This is a genomic window from Streptomyces niphimycinicus, assembly GCF_018883605.1.
GTDB classification, from domain to species: Bacteria; Actinomycetota; Actinomycetes; order Streptomycetales; family Streptomycetaceae; genus Streptomyces; species Streptomyces niphimycinicus.
Genome location: NZ_JAHLEM010000279.1, coordinates 1 through 19,845, shown reverse-complemented (window position 1 = coordinate 19,845; position 19,845 = coordinate 1). Strand labels below are relative to the sequence as shown.

At 70.5% G+C, this 19,845-nt stretch carries 23 protein-coding genes; 8 read left to right on the top strand and 15 right to left on the bottom strand.

The window, feature by feature from the left end; translation table 11 throughout:
• Positions 1-191 precede the first annotated feature (191 nt).
• Positions 192-1,211: an NADP-dependent oxidoreductase gene (locus KN815_RS24610; RefSeq protein WP_216344112.1), complete on the bottom strand. Its 1,020-nt coding sequence runs from the start codon at positions 1,209-1,211 to the stop codon at positions 192-194.
• A gap of 88 nt (positions 1,212-1,299) precedes the next feature.
• Between KN815_RS24610 and KN815_RS24605 the strand changes: the two genes are divergently transcribed.
• Entirely contained in the window at positions 1,300-1,728 is a 429-nt protein-coding gene (locus KN815_RS24605; RefSeq protein WP_216344111.1) for a MarR family winged helix-turn-helix transcriptional regulator, read from the top strand.
• Between the two features lie 14 nt (positions 1,729-1,742).
• Entirely contained in the window at positions 1,743-1,865 is a 123-nt protein-coding gene (locus KN815_RS51605; RefSeq protein ID WP_301184632.1) for a hypothetical protein, read from the top strand.
• Between the two features lie 23 nt (positions 1,866-1,888).
• On the opposite strand, the gene KN815_RS24600 is transcribed toward KN815_RS51605, so the two are convergent.
• The 4 genes from KN815_RS24600 to KN815_RS24585 form a co-directional block, all read right to left on the bottom strand.
• Positions 1,889-4,054, bottom strand: a complete 2,166-nt coding sequence (locus KN815_RS24600) for a phosphocholine-specific phospholipase C (RefSeq protein WP_216344110.1) — start codon at positions 4,052-4,054, stop codon at positions 1,889-1,891.
• A gap of 272 nt (positions 4,055-4,326) precedes the next feature.
• Positions 4,327-5,079: an SCO2400 family protein gene (locus KN815_RS24595; RefSeq protein WP_216344109.1), complete on the bottom strand. Its 753-nt coding sequence runs from the start codon at positions 5,077-5,079 to the stop codon at positions 4,327-4,329.
• 131 nt (positions 5,080-5,210) lie between these two features.
• Positions 5,211-6,077, bottom strand: a complete 867-nt coding sequence (locus tag KN815_RS24590; RefSeq protein ID WP_216344108.1) for an SMP-30/gluconolactonase/LRE family protein — start codon at positions 6,075-6,077, stop codon at positions 5,211-5,213.
• Positions 6,074-6,850 (bottom strand): IclR family transcriptional regulator, encoded by a 777-nt coding sequence (locus KN815_RS24585; RefSeq protein ID WP_216344107.1) that lies wholly within the window; start codon positions 6,848-6,850, stop codon positions 6,074-6,076. The genes KN815_RS24590 and KN815_RS24585 overlap by 4 nt, the downstream gene beginning before the upstream one ends.
• Positions 6,851-6,973: 123 nt before the next feature.
• Here KN815_RS24585 and KN815_RS24580 point away from each other — a divergent pair, with 123 nt between their 5' ends.
• A complete protein-coding gene (locus KN815_RS24580) occupies positions 6,974-7,597 on the top strand; it encodes a hypothetical protein (protein WP_216344106.1) in 624 nt (207 codons plus the stop codon).
• Here KN815_RS24580 and KN815_RS24575 read toward each other — a convergent pair.
• From KN815_RS24575 to KN815_RS24560, 4 genes are all read right to left on the bottom strand, one after another.
• The gene (locus tag KN815_RS24575; protein WP_216344105.1) at positions 7,572-7,997 is read right to left on the bottom strand and encodes an OsmC family peroxiredoxin; all 426 of its coding nucleotides are present in this window, start codon (positions 7,995-7,997) and stop codon (positions 7,572-7,574) included. The two genes, KN815_RS24580 and KN815_RS24575, sit on opposite strands and share 26 nt — an antisense overlap.
• 98 nt (positions 7,998-8,095) lie before the next feature.
• On the bottom strand, positions 8,096-8,743 hold the full coding sequence (locus KN815_RS24570) for a histidine phosphatase family protein (RefSeq protein ID WP_216344104.1): 648 nt from the start codon (positions 8,741-8,743) through the stop codon (positions 8,096-8,098).
• Complete coding sequence (gene trxA, locus KN815_RS24565; protein WP_216344103.1) at positions 8,736-9,176, bottom strand: thioredoxin; 441 nt, start codon at positions 9,174-9,176, stop codon at positions 8,736-8,738. The genes KN815_RS24570 and trxA overlap by 8 nt, the downstream gene beginning before the upstream one ends.
• Positions 9,177-9,306: 130 nt before the next feature.
• The gene (locus KN815_RS24560; RefSeq protein ID WP_216344102.1) at positions 9,307-10,845 is read right to left on the bottom strand and encodes an FG-GAP and VCBS repeat-containing protein; all 1,539 of its coding nucleotides are present in this window, start codon (positions 10,843-10,845) and stop codon (positions 9,307-9,309) included.
• A gap of 247 nt (positions 10,846-11,092) precedes the next feature.
• Between KN815_RS24560 and KN815_RS24555 the strand changes: the two genes are divergently transcribed.
• A complete protein-coding gene (locus KN815_RS24555) occupies positions 11,093-11,734 on the top strand; it encodes a CatB-related O-acetyltransferase (protein ID WP_216344101.1) in 642 nt (213 codons plus the stop codon).
• A gap of 68 nt (positions 11,735-11,802) precedes the next feature.
• Here KN815_RS24555 and KN815_RS24550 read toward each other — a convergent pair whose 3' ends face one another.
• Positions 11,803-12,594 (bottom strand): GNAT family N-acetyltransferase, encoded by a 792-nt coding sequence (locus tag KN815_RS24550; RefSeq protein ID WP_216344100.1) that lies wholly within the window; start codon positions 12,592-12,594, stop codon positions 11,803-11,805.
• 359 nt (positions 12,595-12,953) lie between these two features.
• On the opposite strand from KN815_RS24550, the gene KN815_RS24545 reads away from it, so the two are divergent.
• Positions 12,954-13,748, top strand: a complete 795-nt coding sequence (locus KN815_RS24545; RefSeq protein WP_216344099.1) for a polysaccharide lyase family 7 protein — start codon at positions 12,954-12,956, stop codon at positions 13,746-13,748.
• Positions 13,749-13,805: 57 nt separating this feature from the next.
• Here the strand turns inward: KN815_RS24545 and KN815_RS24540 are convergent, their stop codons facing one another.
• On the bottom strand, positions 13,806-14,249 hold the full coding sequence (locus KN815_RS24540; protein ID WP_216344098.1) for a protein-tyrosine phosphatase family protein: 444 nt from the start codon (positions 14,247-14,249) through the stop codon (positions 13,806-13,808).
• Between the two features lie 174 nt (positions 14,250-14,423).
• Between KN815_RS24540 and KN815_RS24535 the strand changes: the two genes are divergently transcribed.
• The gene (locus KN815_RS24535; protein ID WP_216344097.1) at positions 14,424-14,864 is read left to right on the top strand and encodes a VOC family protein; all 441 of its coding nucleotides are present in this window, start codon (positions 14,424-14,426) and stop codon (positions 14,862-14,864) included.
• Positions 14,865-14,963: 99 nt separating this feature from the next.
• Positions 14,964-15,497: a GNAT family N-acetyltransferase gene (locus KN815_RS24530; protein WP_216344096.1), complete on the top strand. Its 534-nt coding sequence runs from the start codon at positions 14,964-14,966 to the stop codon at positions 15,495-15,497.
• A 73-nt stretch (positions 15,498-15,570) separates the two neighbouring features.
• On the opposite strand, the gene KN815_RS24525 is transcribed toward KN815_RS24530, so the two are convergent.
• From KN815_RS24525 to KN815_RS24510, 4 genes are all read right to left on the bottom strand, one after another.
• Entirely contained in the window at positions 15,571-16,584 is a 1,014-nt protein-coding gene (locus tag KN815_RS24525; RefSeq protein WP_253209213.1) for an ABC-2 membrane transporter-related protein, read from the bottom strand.
• A 5-nt stretch (positions 16,585-16,589) separates the two neighbouring features.
• A complete protein-coding gene (locus KN815_RS24520) occupies positions 16,590-17,546 on the bottom strand; it encodes an ABC transporter ATP-binding protein (protein ID WP_216344095.1) in 957 nt (318 codons plus the stop codon).
• A complete protein-coding gene (locus tag KN815_RS24515) occupies positions 17,543-17,980 on the bottom strand; it encodes a GntR family transcriptional regulator (protein WP_216344094.1) in 438 nt (145 codons plus the stop codon). The genes KN815_RS24520 and KN815_RS24515 overlap by 4 nt, the downstream gene beginning before the upstream one ends.
• A gap of 449 nt (positions 17,981-18,429) precedes the next feature.
• Positions 18,430-19,191: a DeoR/GlpR family DNA-binding transcription regulator gene (locus tag KN815_RS24510; protein WP_216344093.1), complete on the bottom strand. Its 762-nt coding sequence runs from the start codon at positions 19,189-19,191 to the stop codon at positions 18,430-18,432.
• Between the two features lie 117 nt (positions 19,192-19,308).
• Between KN815_RS24510 and KN815_RS24505 the strand changes: the two genes are divergently transcribed.
• A partial coding sequence (locus tag KN815_RS24505) for an MFS transporter (protein ID WP_216344092.1) occupies positions 19,309-19,845 on the top strand: 537 nt, incomplete at its 3' end.

The window sequence follows — 19,845 nt, the reverse complement described above, 5'->3', positions numbered from 1 at the left end:
GCGCCGGCCGGGCGGGCGGACAGGACAGTGGCGGGGCTTCTTGACCAAGCTCCTATGAGGTCACGGACGCCCGTCCGGTCGCGTGCGAGGCGGCTCCTCCGAGCGGATCGACAAATCCAGTACAAGACAGTCGAGACGTCGGTCAGTCCGTGAGTCAGACCCGTCGGAGAAGCCACGTCACATCCTCACTGTCAGTCCTCGAACGCGACGATCATCTTGCCGGTGTTCTCCCCACGGAGCATGCCGAGGAAGGCGTCCACCCCGTTCTCCACACCCTTGATGACGGTCTCGCGGTAGTGCAGCTTGCCCTCGCGGATCCAGCCGCCGACCTCCTCGAAGAACTGCCCCTGAAGCGCCTGGTGATCCCCGACCAGCATGCCCTGCATCCGCAGTCGCTTGCCGATGACCATCGCGAGGTTGCGCGGGGCGGCGGGCGGCTCGGTGACGTTGTACTGCGAGATCATGCCGCAGACGGTGATCCGGCCGTGCACCTTCAGGCGGCCGATGGCGGCCTCGAGGTGCTCGCCGCCGACGTTGTCGAAGTAGACGTCGATCCCGTCGGGCGCGGCCTCCTTGAGCTGCTCGGCGACCGGGCCCTTCTTGTAGTTGAAGGCCGCGTCGAAGCCGTACTCGTCGAGCAGCACCCGGACCTTCTCGTCCGAACCGGCGCTGCCGATCACCCGGGAGGCGCCCTTGAGCTTGGCGATCTGGCCGACCTCGCTGCCGACCGCGCCCGCCGCGCCCGAGACGAAGACCGCGTCGCCCTCCTTGAAGGACGCGACCTCCAGCAGCCCCGCGTACGCGGTGAGGCCGGTCATGCCGAGCACCCCGAGGTAGGCGGAGAGCGGGGCGGCCTCGGGGTCGACCTTGACGGCGCTCTTGGCGCTCACCGTCGCGTACTCACGCCAGCCGCCGAAGTGCAGGACGTGGTCACCGACGGAGAGCCCCTCCGCGTCGGAGGCGATGACCTTGCCGACCGCGCCGCCTTCCATCGGCTGGTCGAGCTGGAACGGCGGCGTGTACGACTTCACGTCGTTCATGCGCCCGCGCATATACGGGTCCACCGACATGTAGAGATTGCGGACCAGTGCCTGCCCGGGGCCCGGCTCGGAGATCGGGGCCTCGCGCAGCGCGAAGTCCTCCGGCTTCGGCCACCCCTGGGGGCGGGCGACCAGGTGCCATTCACGGCCGGTGGTGGGGATGACGGACATGGAAGGTGCCTCTCATACGTTTCAGTAGGTGAAACAATCATGCTGCTGGATATTTCATGTTGTCAAGTAAATGGGTACTCTGGTTGCCATGACGTCCCGCATCGACCCGCTGACCCTCGAGGTCGTCGAGCTCATCGGCACCATCGTGGCCCGTTATCACCAGGAATACGAGGAGGCCGCGGCCAAGCACTCCCTGACCGGGGCGCAGGCCCGGGTGCTGGGCCTGCTGTCCCGCGGCCCGACGCCGATGCGCCGACTCGCCCAGCAACTGAAGTGCGAGCCGTCGAACGTCACCGGGATCGTGGACCGCCTGGAGTCGCGCGGCTTCGCCGAGCGCCGCCTCGACCCGGCCGACCGGCGGGTCAAGCTGGCCGCCGCCACCGACGCGGGCCGGGAAACCGCGGACCGGCTCCGGGGCTCGCTCGACTTCGCGCGCGAACCGCTGGCGGAGCTCTCGGACGAGGAGCGCACGGTGCTGCGCGATCTGCTCAAGCGGATGCTGGGCACCGCGCCGTAAGAAGCTCCGCCAACTTGAAGTCGCTGGTCGAAGGGCTGATGTGCCGGTCCGTCGGCGAACTCGCGCTGGTCCTCGACGTCCGCGGCCCGGACAACGATGTCGCGGTGGTTCGCCAGTCCACGGGCGTGCGGGTGTGAGTCCCGCACGCCCGTGACAGGTGTCAGCTCGCCTTGGGGCCGGGGCCGGGGCCGGGGCCGGGGTCGCTGGTGCTGGCGCGCCCGTTTTCAAGGTGTCCGGCGAAGCGGCGGTTGAAGGTCGGGTCCTCGGCGACCGTGACCGAGACGTCGTACCAGTTGCCCTGTCGGCTGATCCGCCAGCCGAACTCGGCCTCACCATGCGCGGGCAGGACCTTGGTGGCCGTTCCCCGTATGCCGGGCTGGTAGGCGTTGGCCAGGCGAACGGTGCGACGGTTCTTGCCGCGGTTCTTCACCGCGACCCGAACGTAGTCACCACCCTCCTCGGCGAACTCCACGGTGATCCCGTCAGAGCCGCTGCCACCGAACTCGTACAGGCTGCCGTTGGGCCCGTAGGCCGCCAGCTCGTACCGTCCGCCCGTGTCCAACTGCCAGTGGTCTCGCAGTGTGTCGTGCGCGGCGACCGTGTAGCGGCGCGGAGCGGCCTGCGGCTGGAGCCGGTCGTGGATGTAGAAGGCGGCGCCAAGGCTGCCGTCGTTCTCCAGCTTGAGCGCGAAGGCGCCGGCCTGCCGGTGATCCTCGTTGACCAGCGTCCGGTAGCCGAGCGGGCGGGACGGGCGAACACCCGGTTCCTGGGCCGGCAGATGCTGAGGGATAGTCACCTTGTATGGCCGCCCGTTGCCCTCGATCGGCGCGGGCACCTGGAAGTCCGGCGGCGTAGTGTCCTTCCCGCTGAAGTCGAAAGCGGAGGTCAGATCGCCGCAGACCGAGCGGCGCCAGTCACTGATGTAGGGCGAGCGGATATCGAAGCGCTGCTCCAGAAAACGCAGCACGGACGTGTGGTCGAAGACCTCCGAGCAGACATAACCGCCGCGCGACCAGGGCGAGATGACCGTCATCGGCACCCGGGGGCCCAGGCCGATGGGCTGTTTGCCGCCCGGATCGGCGCCCGGCACCAGCGGGCTCATCTCTCCCCGATGGACGTCCAGGTCCAGGAACTCGTCGGCCAGGGAGGCACGCAGGCTGTCGGAGACCATTCCCTCGGCCCCGGGTGCGCTGTGCAAGGGCGGCATCGGCGGCACCACGTGATCGAACAGGCCGTCGTTCTCGTCGTAATTGAGGAAAAGTGCGGTGCTGCCCCACACCTCGGGGTTGGACGTCAGTGCCTCCAGCACCAGGTTGATGTAGTAGGCGCCGTCGGTCGGCGAGGCCGCCGGGTGCTCGCTGTACTTGTAGGGCGGCACGATCCAGGTGACCGCCGGGAGCGTGCCGGACTTCACGTCGGCGGCGAACTCGGCGAGGGTGTGGTTCGAGGCGCCCTTGTCCACGAGTGGGCCCGAGGCCCCTTCGGCGGTCTGAAACTTCTCGAAGAACATCAGGGAGTTGTCGGTGTAGTTGTCGGTCGGCGTGCCCGGGATGCCGCTGCCGCCCTGGTACAACTTCCAACTGATTCCGGCCTGTTCCAGCAGCTCCGCGTAGGTGGTCCAGGTGTAGCCGTTGTTGTCGTTACGCTCGCCGGTGCCCGGACCGTTGAGTTTCGTCTTCCCGTAGACGTTGCGCGGGTCCATGGTGCCCGTCCACAGGTAGATGCGGTTGGGCGCGGTGTCGGCGTGGACCGAGCAGAAGTACGAGTCGCAGATCGTGAATGCCTCTGCCAGGGCGAAATGGTAGGCCAGGTCCTGACGCTTGAGATGTCCCATCGTCAGGACATCCTGCTTCTGGTTCACCCACTGGTCATGACGGCCTTGGTTCACGGCGAGGTGCCCGCTGCTCCAGCCGTGATCGGTGCCTGCCTGGTACTCGGTGGTGCTGCGTGGGTCGATGTACCAGGGCAGCACTTCCGTCTCGCCGCCGGGAAGCCCACGGTCCTGGTAACGGTCGGTCTTCGTCTCGACGGTCGGCTGGTGGAAGACGGACTTCCCGTTCGGCAGCAGCGCCGGGCGCGGGTCGGCGAAGCCACGGACGCCGCGCAGAGTGCCGTAGTAGTGGTCGAACGAACGGTTCTCCTGCATCAGGATCACGACATGCTTGACGTCCTGGATGGAGTGTGTCTTCGAAATCGCGGGCAGCGCCATCGCCTTCGCGATGGCCGGGGGGAACATCGTCGCCCCGGCGGCCACGGCCGCTCCCGCGCCACCGAGCTGGAGGAATCTTCGTCGCCCGACGCGGGCGTCGTTACTGGAGGAACCCATTGAACCGCCGTTTCCGTGTTGATCACTCACAGGGAACAAGCAGGCACGCTATGGGGAGCTCAGCGCCCAGAAAGAGGATGCGACGGTGATTGATGATGAGCAGTAGGTGAAATAACGAAGCAGTTCCCCACAGACCCCGTGTCGTTGGTGCGCAGAGCGACCGTCGTGGACGCGCACCTTCTGATGCAGCTCGGCGTGGATGCGAGTCAGGTCTCCGCTGACCCGCCGGCGCTGGAGAAACGCGTAGACAGCCCGCGCCCGAAGACCACGGGCTAGGTGCACCACCACAGGAAGCGATTGCAGGTCTCCGAGGGCGACGGGGTCGGCTTCGGTGCGACGGTCGCCGGGGCGGTGGACCCCGGATGCGACGGCGTGGTGGGGCCCTGGGTCGTACCGGGGCCGCCCGGGGCCGAGGAGGTGGCGTCGGACGGGTCCGAGGACGAGTCCCCGTCCGGGTCGGGCGAGGTGTCGTCCTGCTCGTCCTTGGACTTCCCGTCGTCCTCGCCCTTGCCCTCGTCCTTGGACGACTTTCCGTCCTCGCCGTCCGCCGCCGAGGGAAGCTCGCTCGGGCCGGTCGTGTCCTGGACGATCGTCTCGGCGGATTCCGTCACGCCGCCGTCGCGGTCGGCCACCGGCTCCTGCCGGCTGGGCGACGGGGAGGACTCCCGCCAGTGCCCCTCGGTGGCCAGCTCGGCCACGAACACCGCGGCCAGCACCGGGCCGAGCACCGCCGCCATGATCGTCACCCGGCGGCCACGGCCCCGGCGGGCCCGACGGGCGCGGCTGCCGATGAGGCGGGGCTTGGGCTTCCGGCGCGAGGCCCGGGTGCCGTCGGAGGCGGGGGCCGCCTGCGCCGCACGCCGGTCGGCTCTCCGCTCCGCACGGGGCCCGGGCGTATCGGCCCCGCCCTCGCGCTCCGTGTCCGATGCGGCGGAGGGCAGGCCGAGTTCCCCAGCGGGCGTCCCGCAACCGGGGCAGGAGACGGCACCGTTGAGATGGCGGCGGCAGGGAGAGCAGTAATCCATTTCGCCGGGCAGGTTATGTGACCAACGGGTAGGTCGGCAGGACGCGGGGTGTGAGGATCCTGTGCAAAGAACCGTACGAAAGCCCTCGTCAGGCCCTGTCCCACCGGCGGCCGATGGCCGCCCGGCCCCGCTCAGCCGGCGAACGCGGGCTGCGCAAGCCCCTGCCCCGCACCCTCGATGACCAGCAGCGAACCGGCGAGCGGCGGCGCGGCGGCGCCCAGTCCGACCCGTGCCGAGGTCAGATACAGATCGGTGAGGTCCGCACCGCCGAAGGCACACGCGGTGGGGCGCGGGAACGGAAGCTCCACCACCCTATCGAGTGTCCCGTCGGGGGCGTGGCGACGGATCGCGGCGCCGTCCCACAGGGCGACCCACACCGCGCCGTCGGCGTCCACACACAGCCCGTCCGGGAAGCCCGCGCCCTTCTCGACCTCGGCGAACGGCCTCCGGCTCGCGACCAGGGGACCATCGGCGTCGTCCACGTCGAAGACATCGATACGGCGGGTGGGGGTGTCGATGTAGTACATGAGGCGGCCGTCCGGGCTCCAGCCGATGCCGTTGCTGACCGTCACCTCCGGCAGGAACTCCGTAGCGGAGCCGTCGGCCCCGATCCGGGAGAGCGTGCCGCCGCCGGCCCTCTCGTCGTAGCGCATGGTGCCCGCCCAGAGCGCGCCGTCCGGCGCCACGGCGGCGTCGTTGCCACGGCGGCCGGGGACCGCCTCGCGCAGCAGCCAGTCGAAGCCGCCGTCGGCCCCGTACACCCCGATGCCGTCGCGGAGGTTGACCACCAGACCGCCGTCCGCGCGGGGCTTGGCGGCGCCGACATGCTGCTCGGTGGCCAGGGTGGTGCGGTGGCCGGTGGCGGGGTCGTAGGTGTGGACGCGGGAGGAGAGGATGTCCACCCAGATCAGCCGCCGGGCGGCGGCGTCCCAGGTGGGTCCCTCCCCGAGCACGGCGCTCGCGCGCACCGCGATGTCGAGCGACGGCCGTGTGCTCATATGTCCCGCCTCCGATGTCCCAGCCGTACCGACAGCTCTCCCGCGCCCTTGGCCGCCAGCTCCGCCAGCTCGGCCTGGCGCTCCTCGCTCCAGCGGATCGTCGGCACCGAGATGGACAGCGCCGCGACCACCTTGCCCGTGGAGTCCCGTACCGGAGCCGCCACGCAGCTCACATCCGGGTTGGACTCCCGCTGCTCGACCGCGATGCCGCGCTCGCGCACGGTGAGGAGATGGTGGCGCAGTTCGACGGGGGAGGTGATGCTGTTGTCCGTCATCGCGGCCAGCGGCTGCTCGCCGGACAGCCGCGCGTCCAGGGCGTCGTCCGTCAGGGAGGCGAGCAGCATCTTGCCCACCGAGGTGCAGTGGGCGGGCAGCCGGCGGCCCGCGGCGGAGACCATGCGGACGGCGTGGGTGGAGTCGACCTTGGCGATATAGATGACGTCCATGCCCTCGAGGATCGCGACATGCACGGTCTCGTCGCAGGTCTCCGCGACGCTCCGGGCCACCTGCCGGCCCTCGGCGGCCAGGTCGAGCTGCTCGGCGTAGCGGCTGCCGAGCTGATACGGCCGTACCCCGAGCCGATAGCGACCGGGTTGGTCGGGCATCTGGACCAGATAGGAACGGGCGGCCAGAGTGGTCACCAGCTCATGGACGGTCGTACGGGGCAGGCCGAGCCGCCGGGTGATCTCGGGTGCGGAGAGGGTGCCGTCTCCGTCCAGGAAGAGCTCGAGTATGTCCAGAGCCCGGGTCACCGCGGGCACCAGGCGTCCCATAGTGCTCGCCCTCCCCTTCTGGTCAGATGGCAAGCGTTCGAAATTCCGGCTGATGGCCGGTATCGCGAACACAGGTTATGCGGAGGGGACTTCCTCCGGCAATGGTCCGGCAAAGTAGGAGCCATGGATTCCGCACCCGGCTCGTTCCCTCGGCCCGACTCGTTCCCGGCCCCCTTCCCCTTCGTCCTCGTGCTGCTGCGGCGGATGGCCGACCACCAGCCGGGGCTGGTCGAGGACGCGCTGCGCGAGCTGGGCTTCGGGCGGGCGGTGATGCGCGAGGCCAACCGCCGCTGGCAGGCCATGCAGCGCTCACCGCGGCGGCGCTCGGCGGTCGCCCGCTACCGCTCCGTGCTGGGCGCGCCCGAGTCCACCTCCGTCCGCCGGATCGGCGATCTGACCTGCGAGGCGCTGAGCTGGTCCATGCCGCTCTGGCCGGATCTGCGGTTCGAGGTGCTCACCGCGCCGAACGGGGCGGTGTGGAACGAGTGGCTGGTGCGCGCTCCGGGCGCGCCCGGGCCGCGGCTGCGTACGGCCGCCGACCTCGTACCCTGGTCCTGCACGGTGGACGAGGTGGCGCGCGCCTTCGCGCCCGCACGCCCCATGGAGGGCTCGGCGCCCACCCGCTGGCGGCTGGCCTTCGACGCACCGGAGGCGGAAAAGGGTGAACTCCGCCACTATGTGGCGGAGTTCACCTGGGGACTGCTCCAGCGGATGGAGAACGTCAGGCCAGCTTCGCCGACAGCGTGATCTCCGTACCGGCGAGCGCCTGGCTCACCGGGCAGTTCTTCTTGGCGTCCTCGGCCGCAGCGGTGAACGCGGCCTCGTCCAGACCCTCCACGGTGCCCTCGACGGTGAGGTGGATGCCGGTGATCCCGGTGCCGGGCTGGAAGGTGACCTCGGCCTGGGTGGTGAGCTGGGTGGGCGGATTGCCCGCCTGGGTGAGGCCGTGCGAGAGCGCCATCGAGAAGCAGCTCGAGTGGGCCGCCGCGATCAGCTCCTCGGGGCTGGTCTTGCCGCCTGCCTGCTCGGCGCGGGACGGCCAGGAGACCGGCTGCGCGCCGATGCCGGAGGAGTCGAAGGTGACGGTCCCCTGGCCCTGGGCCAGATTGCCCTGCCAGACGGTGTGCGCGGTACGCGTCGTAGCCATGCTCGCTGTTCCCTGCTTCCTGTCGGTGACGTCCACCCGTCGGTGGTGGAGCGCCGGACGAGACGTGCGTCTCGGTCTGCGTGGACGGTCGGAGGTGATCACCCGGCGGGGGTGCCACCGCTTCCGGTCGCCTCCTGCCCGGAGATCGACTCCGAGCCTACGTTCCAGGCGACCACGGCCGGGCGACCATGCTCAGTTCCGAGTCGACTCACGGTCGCGGTGTCCAGCCGGAAGAGCGCGCCGGCGGACGGGGGCAGGCCCAGTCGGCGGGCGGTGAGCACCCGCAGTACGTGGGCGTGCGCCACCAGCACCACATCGGGCCCGTCCGCCGCCTCCAGCTCGGGGGCGATCCGGGCGAGCACCCGGTCCACCCGGGCCCCGATCCGCTCGGGCGACTCCCCGGGGTGGTCGGGGCCGCCGGGCGGGACGCCGTCGGTCCACAGGTTCCAGTCGGGGCGGGTGCGGTGGATCTCGGTGGTGGTGATGCCCTCGTAGCCGCCGTAGTCCCATTCGTGCAGATCGGGCTCGACCGTGAGGTCCTCGAGCCCGGCGAGCCGGGCGGTGTGCATGGCCCGCGCCATCGGGCTGACCAGGGTCAGCCCGATCTTCCGCGCGGCGAGCGGCGGGCGCAGCGCGCGGGCCTGCTCCGCACCGCGCGGTGTCAGGGGCACATCGGTCCAGCTCGTGTGCTTGCGCGACCGGCTCCACTCGGTTTCGCCGTGCCGGATCAGCACCAGCTCAGCCACGGTTGCCGGATGCCTTCTCGTCGCCGGCGGCGGCCTGCGCCTTCTCCTCGTCGATGGCCCGCTTCTCGTTCGACGCGGCGGCGATGGAGGCCCGCACACTGTCCATGTCGAGGTCGCGGGCCTGGCCGATGAGGTCCTCCAGGGCCGGCTCGGGGAGGGCGCCGGGCTGGGAGAAGACCGCGATGTTCTCCCGCACGATCATCAGCGTGGGGATGGACTGGATGTCGAACGCGGCGGCCAGCTCGGGCTGAGCCTCGGTGTCGACCTTGGCGAACAGCACATCCTGATGGCGCTCGGCGGCCTTCTCGTAGATGGGCGCGAACATCCGGCACGGCCCGCACCAGGAGGCCCAGAAGTCGATCAGAACGAATTGGCTCCCGGACACGATCTCGTCGAAGTTGTCTTTGGTGAGCTCAACGGTGCTAGTGCTCATGCCTGCGTTACCCGCTTCCGTACGTCGGCAGATGCCACATCGACGGTAACCCCGCCACCGCCCGCCGTTATTCCGGGGCCATGGCGCCCTTGGTTCCGGGGCCATGGCGCCCTTGACGCTGCTCCGCGGGTCAGCCCGTCCGGAAGCGTATGCCCAGGTCGGCGGGGGTGAAGCGGCGTACGTCGCTGGTGGACAGCCCGCGGCCGGTCCCCCGGAAGACCCAGAAGCCCCCCGTCCTGCCGTGGCCGTAGCCGGGCGCGGCGGCGATCACATCGTCATGGCCGTCCCCGTCGACGTCGAGGAGTGGGGGCTGCGGGGCGAAGGCGTCGAAGCCGTACGGAGTGTGGCGGCCGGGCACCCCCGGGGTGTCCAGGTCCAGGCTCTGCTCCCCGCCGTCGCCCTCGGGCGCGCTCGCGGCCGGGTCGTACTCGCCGCCGTGCCCGCGCCGTGAACCGGGCAGCAGGGTGAGCCGGCCGTTGCCGTAGTTCTTCTCCGGGCTGGCCACCACCAGGTCGGGACGGCCGTCGCCGGTGATGTCGCCGACGGACGGGGAGCCGCCGAAGCCATCGCCGCGCCGTGCGTCGCCGGGCAGGCCCGGCCCGGACGGATCGACCGTGAGATCCGGACGCCCCCGGCCCAGGCCGGATTTGGCGCCGTGGACGACGGTCAGCCGCCCGGAGCCGCGGTGCCGCCCGGGGCCGAGGGTGCCCTGGCCGGGCGCGAGGAGATCGTCGATCCCGTCGTGGTCGGCGTCCCCGGCGGCGGGCTCGCGCGGGCCGTCCTCCGTGCCGAGGGCATGGGCCAGGCGCGCCTCGGGCCGCTTGTCCCGGACCAGGCCCTTGGGGCCGCCGCGGTAGTGGGCGACGGGGGTGTCGAGGGGGGCGGTGTCGTCGGGTTCCGGGTGATTCGGCTGGTCGGGCTGGTCGGGTCGGGCCGGCTGGTCCGGCCGTTCCGACTGCGTGGCGTCGTAGCGGTAGGTCAGCACCACATCGGTGCGGTGGTCGCCGTCGAAGTCCCCGGCGGTGGCGGTGGCGGGTGCCGCGCGGCGGGACCGGCCGGTGGGGAGCGGGGTGGTACGGGCGGGGCCCGCCTTGCTGCCGAACGGCCCGTACAGCACCCGTACCGCACCCCGGCCGTCGGCCGCCGAGGCCAGTAGATCGGCCGTGCCGTCGCCGTCGAAGTCCCCGACGGCAAGCGCCAGAAATCCGGCCGCGCCACCCGCCAGCGGGCGCGGCGCGGCCAGCCCGTGGGGGCCGCCGCGCAATATCACCGTCTCCCCCGTCCGCTCGCCGCGCGGCGAACTCCCGTGCCGGAAGCGCGCCGTCACCAGGTCGGTGAAGCCGTCGCCGTCGAGATCGGTGCGCAGCAGGGGCCCGACGTAGTCGTCCTCGGCGCCGTCGACGACGAGGCGGTGCCGCGGGTCGAGGCCGTGCGCCGAGCCGTAGACCACCGCCAGCCGGGCGGGCAGCGGCCCGCGGGAGGCGCTGGTGGGGCGGATGGCGGTGGCGAAGTCGTCGTAACCGTCGCCGTTGAAGTCCCCCAGCGAGGCACCGGCCGTCCCCTTCGTGGCCCCCTCGACCGGCTTCGGGCCCCCGTGGCCGCCCTCGCTGCACCCGGCGAGCAGCAGCACGGACATGGTCACGGCGGCGACGGGGACGGACGAACGCACGGCGGCACCTCGCGAGGCGGATCGAGCGGTCACGGACAGGGGACACGGACAACGGGCACAGCTATGGGCACGAACGCGGATGCGAACGAAGGCTTCACCGCTCAAGGACTCCAGGAAGCACAGTCGGGTTGCCTCGCGGACGCTCCCGCCGACGCCTCCGACGCCCCAGCGGAATGCACGCGACACCGGGCGCCGAGGTTGCGATCATGGCGAGAAAATCTCCCCGGACGAGGAAGAGCGATGCCCGATGCCGGCCATACCCGCCGACCCGACCGTGCTGCACCCGATGCCCGAGCAGCCACGGGTGGTGCTGCTGAAGCCGCTGATCACCTCGCCGCTGACCGAGGTCGGAGAGTTCTCGTACTACGACGACCCGGATGACCCCACCGCGTTCGAGACCCGCAATGTGCTGTACCACTACGGGCCCGAGCGGCTGGTCATCGGGAAGTTCTGCGCGCTGGGCGAAGGGGTGCGGTTCATCATGAACGGCGCCAACCACCGTATGGACGGGCCCTCCACGTTCCCCTTCCCCATCATGGGCGGTTCGTGGACCGACCACTTCGACCTGATCACCGGCCTGCCGGGGCGGGGCGACACCGTGGTGGGCCACGACGTCTGGTTCGGATACCGGACGATGGTGATGCCCGGCGTCCGCATCGGCCACGGCGCGGTCATCGCCTCCGGTTCCGTGGTGGTGGACGACGTTCCCGACTACGGCATCGTCGGCGGCAATCCGGCCAAGCTCATCCGCCGCCGCTACGACGACCAGGACATCGCCCGGCTGCTGGCCCTGGCCTGGTGGGACTGGCCGATCGAGCACCTCACCGCCCATATCCGCACGATCATGTCCGGAAGCGTGGAGGAGCTGGAGGCGGCGGCCCCGAGCTGAAGCCCTGTCCAGCGGGCGGCGGAGGGGGCCTGCTCCACGGTCGCGGCCGTGGAGCGGGCCCCCTGCTCTCAGCGCTCGAGACTCATGTACAGACGAGTGCCCCGGGGCTGGTAGCCGACGCGTTCGTACACGCGGCGGGAGCCCTCACCCGAGTACTCCAGCCATACCGACTGGGCTCCCCGGGCGAACATCGTCCCGGTCAGCGCGGCGGTGACCGCGGCGGCGATGCCCCGGCCGCGGAAGGCGGGCCGGGTACCCACGCCCGCCAGTTCCGCGGTGCCCACGGCCGGTGCCGAGCAGGTGGCCCCACCGGCGCAGCCCCCATCGGGTGCCCGGACGAACCGGACCGCTCCCCCGTCCTCCTGAATACGGCGCAGCCGGGCCGCCCCCTCCGGGGAGGAGGCGAACTCACCGACGAACGCCTCGGACAGCGCGGCGTCGATCGCCCGGAAGTCCTCGTCCGTGGACGGGACGGCGACCAGGGCCGGGAACGGGACCGGGAGCGGGACCGCCACCGTGCCGGACTCCGTGTCCTGGGGAAGGGTGAGCCGGTCCGGGGTGCACACCAGATACTCGTGCACCGCCTCCACACCGAACCCCGCCTCCCGCAGCGCGGGCTCCACATCGGGCGCGGCGTCCGGCGCGAACTCGAGCCGGGGCTTGAGATCGCGTACCCGGAACGCCTCGATCAGCTCCTTGACGTCCCGGTCGGTGGGCCGGGTGCCGGGGAGCGGGGTCGCGTAGTTGATGTACGGGCTGGTGGTGCTGGGATCGAACCCCGCCACAAAGCCCCCGGTCTCGACAAGCACGGGGCGGCGGCGGAGGTTGGCTACGGCAAAGCTCTGGACGTCGGTGCCCATGGTGATGTGACCTCACGAAATGGCGCGGCGGAGGGCGCCGCGAAAGGAATGGCGTACGTATACGTGGGGCCGCCGTGAGGAGACGCGTAGGGCACCGATCGTTCAGTGCCGACGGCGGCCGCTGGGGGACGCCGGGTCCATGGGCTTCAGTCCTTTGACAGGTAGCAGGCAGAAGTAATCGCCACCCGGAACCTATCGCATGGCGTGACCGAGCGCCTGGCCTTTCTCCGTTCAGAGGATTGACGCGGACACACCACGACCTTACCTTCTCGACAGGTCTCGTTGTTCACAAAGAAACATGCCCTTCATGTATGTGGACGCGCGCCTATCCCCACCCCCCACGGGAAGGCATCATTCCCATGCGCATCCGTACGCTGCTCGCCTCGCTGGCGACCGTGACCGCCGTCATCGGTGGCCTGGCCCTCGCGATGCCCGCCGGTGCCACCACCGCGGCCACGCCCTTCGCCGACCCGTCGAAGGCGCCGGGCGGCAACTTCGACCTGTCGGTGTGGCAACTCCAGGAACCGGTCGGCTCCCCCGGCAAGCCGACGACCATCCCCTCGTCCCGGCTTCAAGGGTCGAACGGATTCCAGGACGACTACTTCTACACCGACAAGCGCGACGGGGCGATGACGTTCTGGGCGCCGGAAAAGGGCGTCACCACGCCGAACTCCAACTACGCCCGCTCCGAACTGCGCGAGATGAACCGCGATGGCAGCGCGGCGGACTGGTCGCTGAGCGGCTCCCACAAGCTCCAGGCGACGCTGCGCGTGGTGTCGGTGACGAAGAACGTCTGCGTCGGCCAGATCCACCTCGGCTCGGGCGGATCCTCCACAAAGCCGCTGGTGGAGCTGTACTACCGGGCCAACGGCGACATCGTCCTCGGCACCGAGAACTCCCCCGACGGCGGCCAGACGCTGCACAACGTGGGCCATGTGTCGGTCGGCAAGACCTGGAACTACACGATCGCCGTCTCCGGCGGCGACACCATCGACCTGACGGTCAACGGCAGCACGACGCACTACGACATCCCGTCGTCCTTCTTCCAGTACAAGCAGTACTTCAAGGCGGGCTCGTACAACCAGTCGTCCTCCGACAGCACGACGAACGGAGCGCGCGTCGGCTTCTACGGGCTGACCGTCTCTCACGGCTGAGCCCCCAGGACCCGGCGGCCAACGGGGCCGCCGGGCCTTGGACAGCCACCTCACCTGTCAGCCGACCGGGAACCGAGCCACCCAACGCCGCTGCCAAGGCGTCTCGACGGCCCGAGGGTGATGGTGTGTACGCGCCCAGGCGACAGCTTCCGCGGGAGCCACCCCCGCCAGGACGGCGAGGCAGGCGATGACGGTCCCGGTGCGGCCTACGCCACCCCCACAGGCGACCTCGACGGGCGTGCCCGCCCGTGCCCGTTGGTGCAGCGTACGGATCTGCCGCACGGCCAGATCGCGGTCACGGGGGAGCGAGAAGTCGGGCCACTCGACCCACGCCCGCTCCCATTCCAGCTCCCCGTCATGCCGTCGGCGCAACCGGGTGGACCCCAGATAGAGACCGAAGCCGGGCAGCGGCCCCTCCGGTCGCGGATGGCGCAGCCCCCGGCCACGGACCCATGAACCATCCGGAAGCCGAATGGCACCCGTCAGTGGTACGTCACTCATCGGCCCCCACTCCCGGTCCGAAGACCCACATCTCCCGAAGCTCTGGGCAGCGTAGCCCGTTCGGGCGCATATCCCGCCCCCACGGGGTTACCCACAGGAGACGAGCGGGGCGTGAGCAGAGTGCGGTCCGGTGTGCTCGCTTCCACTCTCCGCTGGGAAGAAAGGGCCACGGCCATGACGACTCCCGGCAATCTGCCCACACCCGAGCAAGGGCTCGTTCTCACCCACTTCCTGACCGTGCGCGACGTCGTGAGATCGAGACGCTTCTACGCCGACATCTTCGGCGGCGAGGTCGTACTGGAGGAGAACCCGGCCATCGTGCAGGTGGCCAATAGCTGGATCATCATGAACCCCGGCGGCGGGCCCACCCCGGACAAGCCCGAGGTGACGCTCGCGCCGCCGGAGAACGGCGACACCGTGTCCAGTTTCCTGAACGTCCGCGTCGCCGATATCGGCGCCTTCTACGCCGACGCCAAGGCCAAGGGCGCGGAGTTTCTCACGGAGCCCCTCGATCGCAAGGCCGAACTGCGCTGCTATCTGCGCGACCCCGATGGCTACCTCATCGAGGTCGGCCAGGCGACCGGAATGCTCCGCGGCGTATTCGCCGACCGTTGATGACTCGCGGTAGCCGACTCAGCAGCCCCAGGACATGGCGGCCGAGGTCGTACGCGCCGGATTACCGATGCGGCCGTTGCCTTCGGCAGGATGGGCGCCATGACCGAGATCCGCACACCCCGCCTCCTCCTCCGTCGCTGGCATGAGGACGACCTCGCACCGATGGCGGACATCAACGCGGACCCACGGGTCATGCGCTGGATTGACGACGGCGCGGTGCGCGACCTGGACCACACGGCAGAGGCCATCGAGCGGTGGGAGGAGGAGTGGGACGAGGAGGGCTTCGGACTCTTCGCCGTCGAGCTGCTGGCCTCGGGCGAACTGGCGGGCTTCACGGGTCTGTCCGTGCCCGAGTTCCTGCCGGAGGTACTGCCCGCCGTGGCCATTGGCTGGCGGCTCGGCTCACAGTTCTGGGGCCAGGGATACGCGTCCGAAGCCGCCCACGCCACACTGGAGTTCGCGCTCCAGGACCGCGGCCTCGACCGCGTGATCAGCATCAACCGGGTGGGTGACGACGCCTCCGAGAACGTCATCCGCAAGCTCGGCATGGTGCCCGAGCGAGAGACGGCGCACCCGGTGTACGGCTATCCGCTGCGCGTTCGCGCCATCGATCTCACCGAGTTCCAGGCGTGAACCGGCCGCGACCCGCGGCCGGAGCCGGTTTCGAGAAGCCCCACCGTGAACCACCGACCACCTCGGCACGTGGTCAACGCAGAGCGCGCCGCACCGCGTACACCAGCACACCGGCCGTCAGCAGGATCAGCCCGGCCAGCGCGCCCGTCGCCGCCCACTGCATGGCGTCCATGTGGGAGTACGGCAGATACTCCTTCGACCAGCCGACCACCCCCTCGCGCCGCAGGCAGGCTGACGCGTCGTTCGCGTTCGAGCAGGTACCCCAGCCGCGCAGTGAGCCGTCGCCGGTCACATAGGAGGTGTCCACCTCCAAGGCATTGTCGGGGACCTTCGGAGAGTCGCCGTCGCCGAACCGGCCGCCGCCCGTGGTCTTCGTCACCGTGGTCGCGAACATCATCCGCATCTCCGACCAGACGGTCTTCACCGCCAGCAGAGCGACAAGGGTCACCACCATCGCGGGCAGCGTGCGCCGCGTCAGCAGCCCGGCGGCGGCACCGATCAGCAGGCCGAGGACGGCCAGGGCCACCGCGACCGGTCCCGTGGTGTCGAACCCGCCGGTGCTGGTGAAGTCGGCGTTGACAGCCATGTGGTTCGCCAGCGGCGTCCACAGGGCCTTCATGGCGATTCCGGTGGAGAGCGCCGCCGCGCCCGCGAATACGGCGGCCATGCCGAGCTTCGTCGCCACCCAGTTCCAGCGGCCGTACGACTGGACGCCCACGAACTTGGCGGTGCCGGTCTCCAGGTCCCCCGCGAACAGCGGGGCGCCGATGAACATCCCGATGAGTACCGGCAGGCCCGCCAGCGCCAGACCCAACAACTCGAGCCGTTGGTACGCGGTGTCGAGGGTCGCGGTCGCGCCGGGGGACGGGTGCGCGCTCTCGGCGGCCGCCACGGCGCTGCTCGCGTCCTGGGCCAGCCACGCCAGGCCCGCCGTGGCTACGGCCGCCGTCGCGAGCAGCAGGAGGAACGCCGTCCGATGCTGGCGCCACACCAGCCAGGCCATCCCGCTCGGGCCGAAGCCGCGCGCCCGCGTCCGCCGCCCCGGCAGTCCGGGGGAGCCGCCGTCCGCCCGGTGCGTCTGTGCCATCGTGCTCACTTCACTACCTCCGAACCGACGCCGGGAACGTAGGAGTTGGGGCTGATGAGCGGCGCGGAGCCGTTCTGCGCCAGATAGGCGAGGACCACTTCCTCCAGGGTCGGCGCGCTGTCCTCCCAGACACCGCCGACCGGTCCGCCGGGACGGACCAGCGCGGTGGTGTACCGCTGGTCGCCGTGGATCTCCACGACCGTGTGGTGCTCCAGGCCCGCGGGCAGCCCGTCAGGGCCGGTCGGTATCCGGTCGGTGGGCGCGGTCAGGGTCCGGTGGACGCTGATGATCTCGTCCACGTCACCGGCCAGTTGCAACCCGCCCTCGGCCACCAGCAGCAGGTAGTCGCACAGCGTGTCGAGTTCGGCCACCAGGTGGCTGGAGAGCAGGACGGTGATCCCGCGTTCGGCCACCTCGCCCAGCAGCGCGGCCACAGTCTGCCTGCGCACCAGCGGGTCCAGGTCCGCAAGCGGCTCGTCCAGCAGGACGAGGTCGGGGCGCTTGCCCAGGGCCACCGCGAGGGCGACCCGGGTGCGCTGGCCACCGGACAGCCGTCCCACCTTGGCGTCGAGCGGAACGGAACCGGCCCGTACGAAGCCCTCGGCCAGCTCCTGGTCCCAGCGCGGGTTCAGCTCATGGCCCAGCCGCAGCGTCTCGGCGACCGTGAAGCGCGCGAACAGCGGCTTCTCCTGCGGCAGGAACGCGACGCGCTGCCGCGCCTGCGCTCCGCCGGCCGGTTCGCCGAAGACTCTGGCCTCGCCCGCCGACGCCTCGCGCAGTCCCGCGACGATCTCCAGCATCGTCGTCTTGCCCGCTCCGTTCGGGCCCACGAGTCCGCAGACCCGTCCGGCGGGCAGCCGGAACGTCGCGTCGCGCAGCACCCAGCGGCGCCCGTACTGCCGCCCGAGGCCGCGCACTTCCAGGGCGGTCCGCTCGGCCGCCTCTCCTGTCGACCCGCTCATCCCCGTCCCCCGTTCCGCTTGTCCGTACTGCTGCGGGCGGTGCCCGCCGCCGTCTGCTGACGCTCCTGAAGCGCCAGTTCGACCAGATCCCGTACGTCCTCTTCCAGCAGACCCGCGGCCAGCGCCCGCCCGGTCCACTCCGCCAGTTCGGCGTAGAGCGGTGACTCGGCGGCGGGCGCGTGGCTCCGGTCCGCGGCCGCGGCAGCGATGAACGTGCCCACTCCCTGCCGCAGCTCCACCACGCCGTCCCGGTCCAGCTCCCGATATGCCTTGAGCGTGGTGTTCGGGTTCACGGCGCAGGTCTCGGCCACTTCGCGGGCGGTCGGCAACCGGTCACCGGGCTTCAACGCGCCCGCTCTGACGGCCCGTTTGGTCTGCTCGACGATCTGCTGGTAGGCCGCCACGCCACGGCGTCTCTCGATGTAGTACCGCATCCACTCCACCGCTAGTCCACTAGTTAAGTAGCTGAATCTTGCAGAGGGGGACGGCCCGATGTCAAACGCGCCGACGGTCGAGCCCCCGCACGCAGGCGGCCGCCCGCCGGGCCGGGCCCAGCAGGGGCGGGACCGGCTTCACGCGCACCGTGACGGTGTGGGCAACATGAGAACCAGCGAGCGGAGTTCGACGTGCGCGGTCCGTGCCGGTCCCATCTCACCTGCGGTTTTGGACTGGGCCGACGGACACTCCGCTATGGATCACGCGGCGGGCAAAGGCGAGGGCAACCGGGATGCGAGGACCGCGAGGCGGAGGCGTACGCCGAGGGTCACACGCAGTCATCCCCCTCGGGGTATTGACGCAGGGAGGATCAGCGAGTTTGTACAACATGGCGCTGACCGTCAGGTGCCGGTGCGGTGACGGGCGGTACGCCCACGCGGGGAACTCGTCAGGCGGTTTTGACGACAGTGCCGCCCTTTTCGAGCGCTGCCACCTCGTCGGCGGGCGCCGTGGCGTCGGTGACGAGGGTGTGCAGTTGCGTGGAGGGGCCCACGTAGGCGTAGGCGGTACGGCCGAGTTTGCTGCCGTCCGTGGCGACGATGACGCGACGCGAAGAGGCGATGCTCGCCTTCTTCACCGCCGCGTCGTCGAGGTCGTAGGCGGTCAGGCCCTCGGCCGCGCTCAGGCCACAGCAGCCGATGACCGCGGTGTCGAAGCGCAGCGCCGACAGGGAGGCGAGGGCGAGGGGGCCGGTCAGGGCCCCCTCGGCGGCGCGGGGCCGTCCGCCGGGCACCATCAGCGTGGTCGGCCCCGGGTCGTCGCCGAGTAGGTGAATGGCCTGCAATGACAGGGGCATCACGGTGACCGGCCGCTGACGCAGCAGGCGGGCGACCTCCAGGCAGGTGGTGCCGCTGTCCAGCAGGACGGTCTCACCGTCGGCGATGAGCGAGGACACCTCTGCCGCGATCCGGCGCTTGGTGTCGACTGCCTCACGGGCGCGCAGCGCGAAGGGCGGCTCCTCACCCCTGAGCAGCAGGGTGCGAGCCCCGCCCCGGATGCGTTCGAGGACGCCTTGCGCGGCCAGTGTGTCGAGGTCGCGCCGGATGGTCATCTCCGAGGCACCGGTCAGCTCGGCAAGTCCCTGGACCGTGACACTGCCCGACTCCCTGACGGCCTGGGCGATCAGCCCGTGACGGTCTGCGTTGCTCATACCGCGATTGAACACCACCACAAAATGAACAAGCAAACTGTTCATTGATGGGCCTTTCAAACACAAAATATGTTCGTTACGGTGATCGGCATGGAACGCTCGCTACGATCCGCCCGTATGGCGAACTTCGTCTACTTCGTCCTGTGCGGCACCCTGATGGGCACCTGGGTGGTGCACATCCCCGCCATCGAGGAGCGTGTGGGCATCAGCCACGCGACGCTGGGGAGCCTGTTGGTGCTGCTGGGGCTCGGGGCCTTCACGGGGATGCAGATCGCCGGCCGTCTGGCCGACCGCCTCGGGGCGCGCGTCGTGCTCCCCGTCGTCGGCGTTCTGTCCAGCATGGCTGCGGTGCTGCCCGGCCTGCCCCGGGATCCCTGGACGCTGGCGGGCGCCCTGCTGGTCTTCGGCTTCTGCAACGGCTGCCTCGATGTGAGCATGAACGCCCACGCCGTGCACGTGGAGAAGGCATACAACCGGCCCGTCATGTCGGCCTTCCACGCCATGTTCTCCGTCGGCGGCGTCATCGCCTCACTCGCCGGAGCGGGCGCCGCGAGCGCCGGTATGAGCCCGGCCGCGGGCATGGGCGCCGTGGGAACCGTGGGCATCGTGACCGCACTGGCGTCGGCACGCGGTCTGCTGCCGACCGCGCCGACG

What these genes read in the sequence shown, in the direction of transcription:
- KN815_RS24610 (WP_216344112.1), bottom strand. Translation starts at nt 1,211, where the DNA reads ATGTCCGTCATCCCCACCACCGGCCGTGAATGGCACCTGGTCGCCCGC.
- KN815_RS24605 (WP_216344111.1), top strand. Translation starts at nt 1,300, where the DNA reads ATGACGTCCCGCATCGACCCGCTGACCCTCGAGGTCGTCGAGCTCATC.
- KN815_RS24600 (WP_216344110.1), bottom strand. Translation starts at nt 4,054, where the DNA reads ATGGGTTCCTCCAGTAACGACGCCCGCGTCGGGCGACGAAGATTCCTC.
- KN815_RS24595 (WP_216344109.1), bottom strand. Translation starts at nt 5,079, where the DNA reads ATGGATTACTGCTCTCCCTGCCGCCGCCATCTCAACGGTGCCGTCTCC.
- KN815_RS24590 (WP_216344108.1), bottom strand. Translation starts at nt 6,077, where the DNA reads ATGAGCACACGGCCGTCGCTCGACATCGCGGTGCGCGCGAGCGCCGTG.
- KN815_RS24585 (WP_216344107.1), bottom strand. Translation starts at nt 6,850, where the DNA reads ATGGGACGCCTGGTGCCCGCGGTGACCCGGGCTCTGGACATACTCGAG.
- KN815_RS24580 (WP_216344106.1), top strand. Translation starts at nt 6,974, where the DNA reads ATGGATTCCGCACCCGGCTCGTTCCCTCGGCCCGACTCGTTCCCGGCC.
- KN815_RS24575 (WP_216344105.1), bottom strand. Translation starts at nt 7,997, where the DNA reads ATGGCTACGACGCGTACCGCGCACACCGTCTGGCAGGGCAATCTGGCC.
- trxA (WP_216344103.1), bottom strand. Translation starts at nt 9,176, where the DNA reads ATGAGCACTAGCACCGTTGAGCTCACCAAAGACAACTTCGACGAGATC.
- KN815_RS24555 (WP_216344101.1), top strand. Translation starts at nt 11,093, where the DNA reads ATGCCGGCCATACCCGCCGACCCGACCGTGCTGCACCCGATGCCCGAG.
- KN815_RS24550 (WP_216344100.1), bottom strand. Translation starts at nt 12,594, where the DNA reads ATGGGCACCGACGTCCAGAGCTTTGCCGTAGCCAACCTCCGCCGCCGC.
- KN815_RS24545 (WP_216344099.1), top strand. Translation starts at nt 12,954, where the DNA reads ATGCGCATCCGTACGCTGCTCGCCTCGCTGGCGACCGTGACCGCCGTC.
- KN815_RS24540 (WP_216344098.1), bottom strand. Translation starts at nt 14,249, where the DNA reads ATGAGTGACGTACCACTGACGGGTGCCATTCGGCTTCCGGATGGTTCA.
- KN815_RS24535 (WP_216344097.1), top strand. Translation starts at nt 14,424, where the DNA reads ATGACGACTCCCGGCAATCTGCCCACACCCGAGCAAGGGCTCGTTCTC.
- KN815_RS24530 (WP_216344096.1), top strand. Translation starts at nt 14,964, where the DNA reads ATGACCGAGATCCGCACACCCCGCCTCCTCCTCCGTCGCTGGCATGAG.
- KN815_RS24525 (WP_253209213.1), bottom strand. Translation starts at nt 16,584, where the DNA reads ATGGCACAGACGCACCGGGCGGACGGCGGCTCCCCCGGACTGCCGGGG.
- KN815_RS24520 (WP_216344095.1), bottom strand. Translation starts at nt 17,546, where the DNA reads ATGAGCGGGTCGACAGGAGAGGCGGCCGAGCGGACCGCCCTGGAAGTG.
- KN815_RS24515 (WP_216344094.1), bottom strand. Translation starts at nt 17,980, where the DNA reads ATGCGGTACTACATCGAGAGACGCCGTGGCGTGGCGGCCTACCAGCAG.
- KN815_RS24510 (WP_216344093.1), bottom strand. Translation starts at nt 19,191, where the DNA reads ATGAGCAACGCAGACCGTCACGGGCTGATCGCCCAGGCCGTCAGGGAG.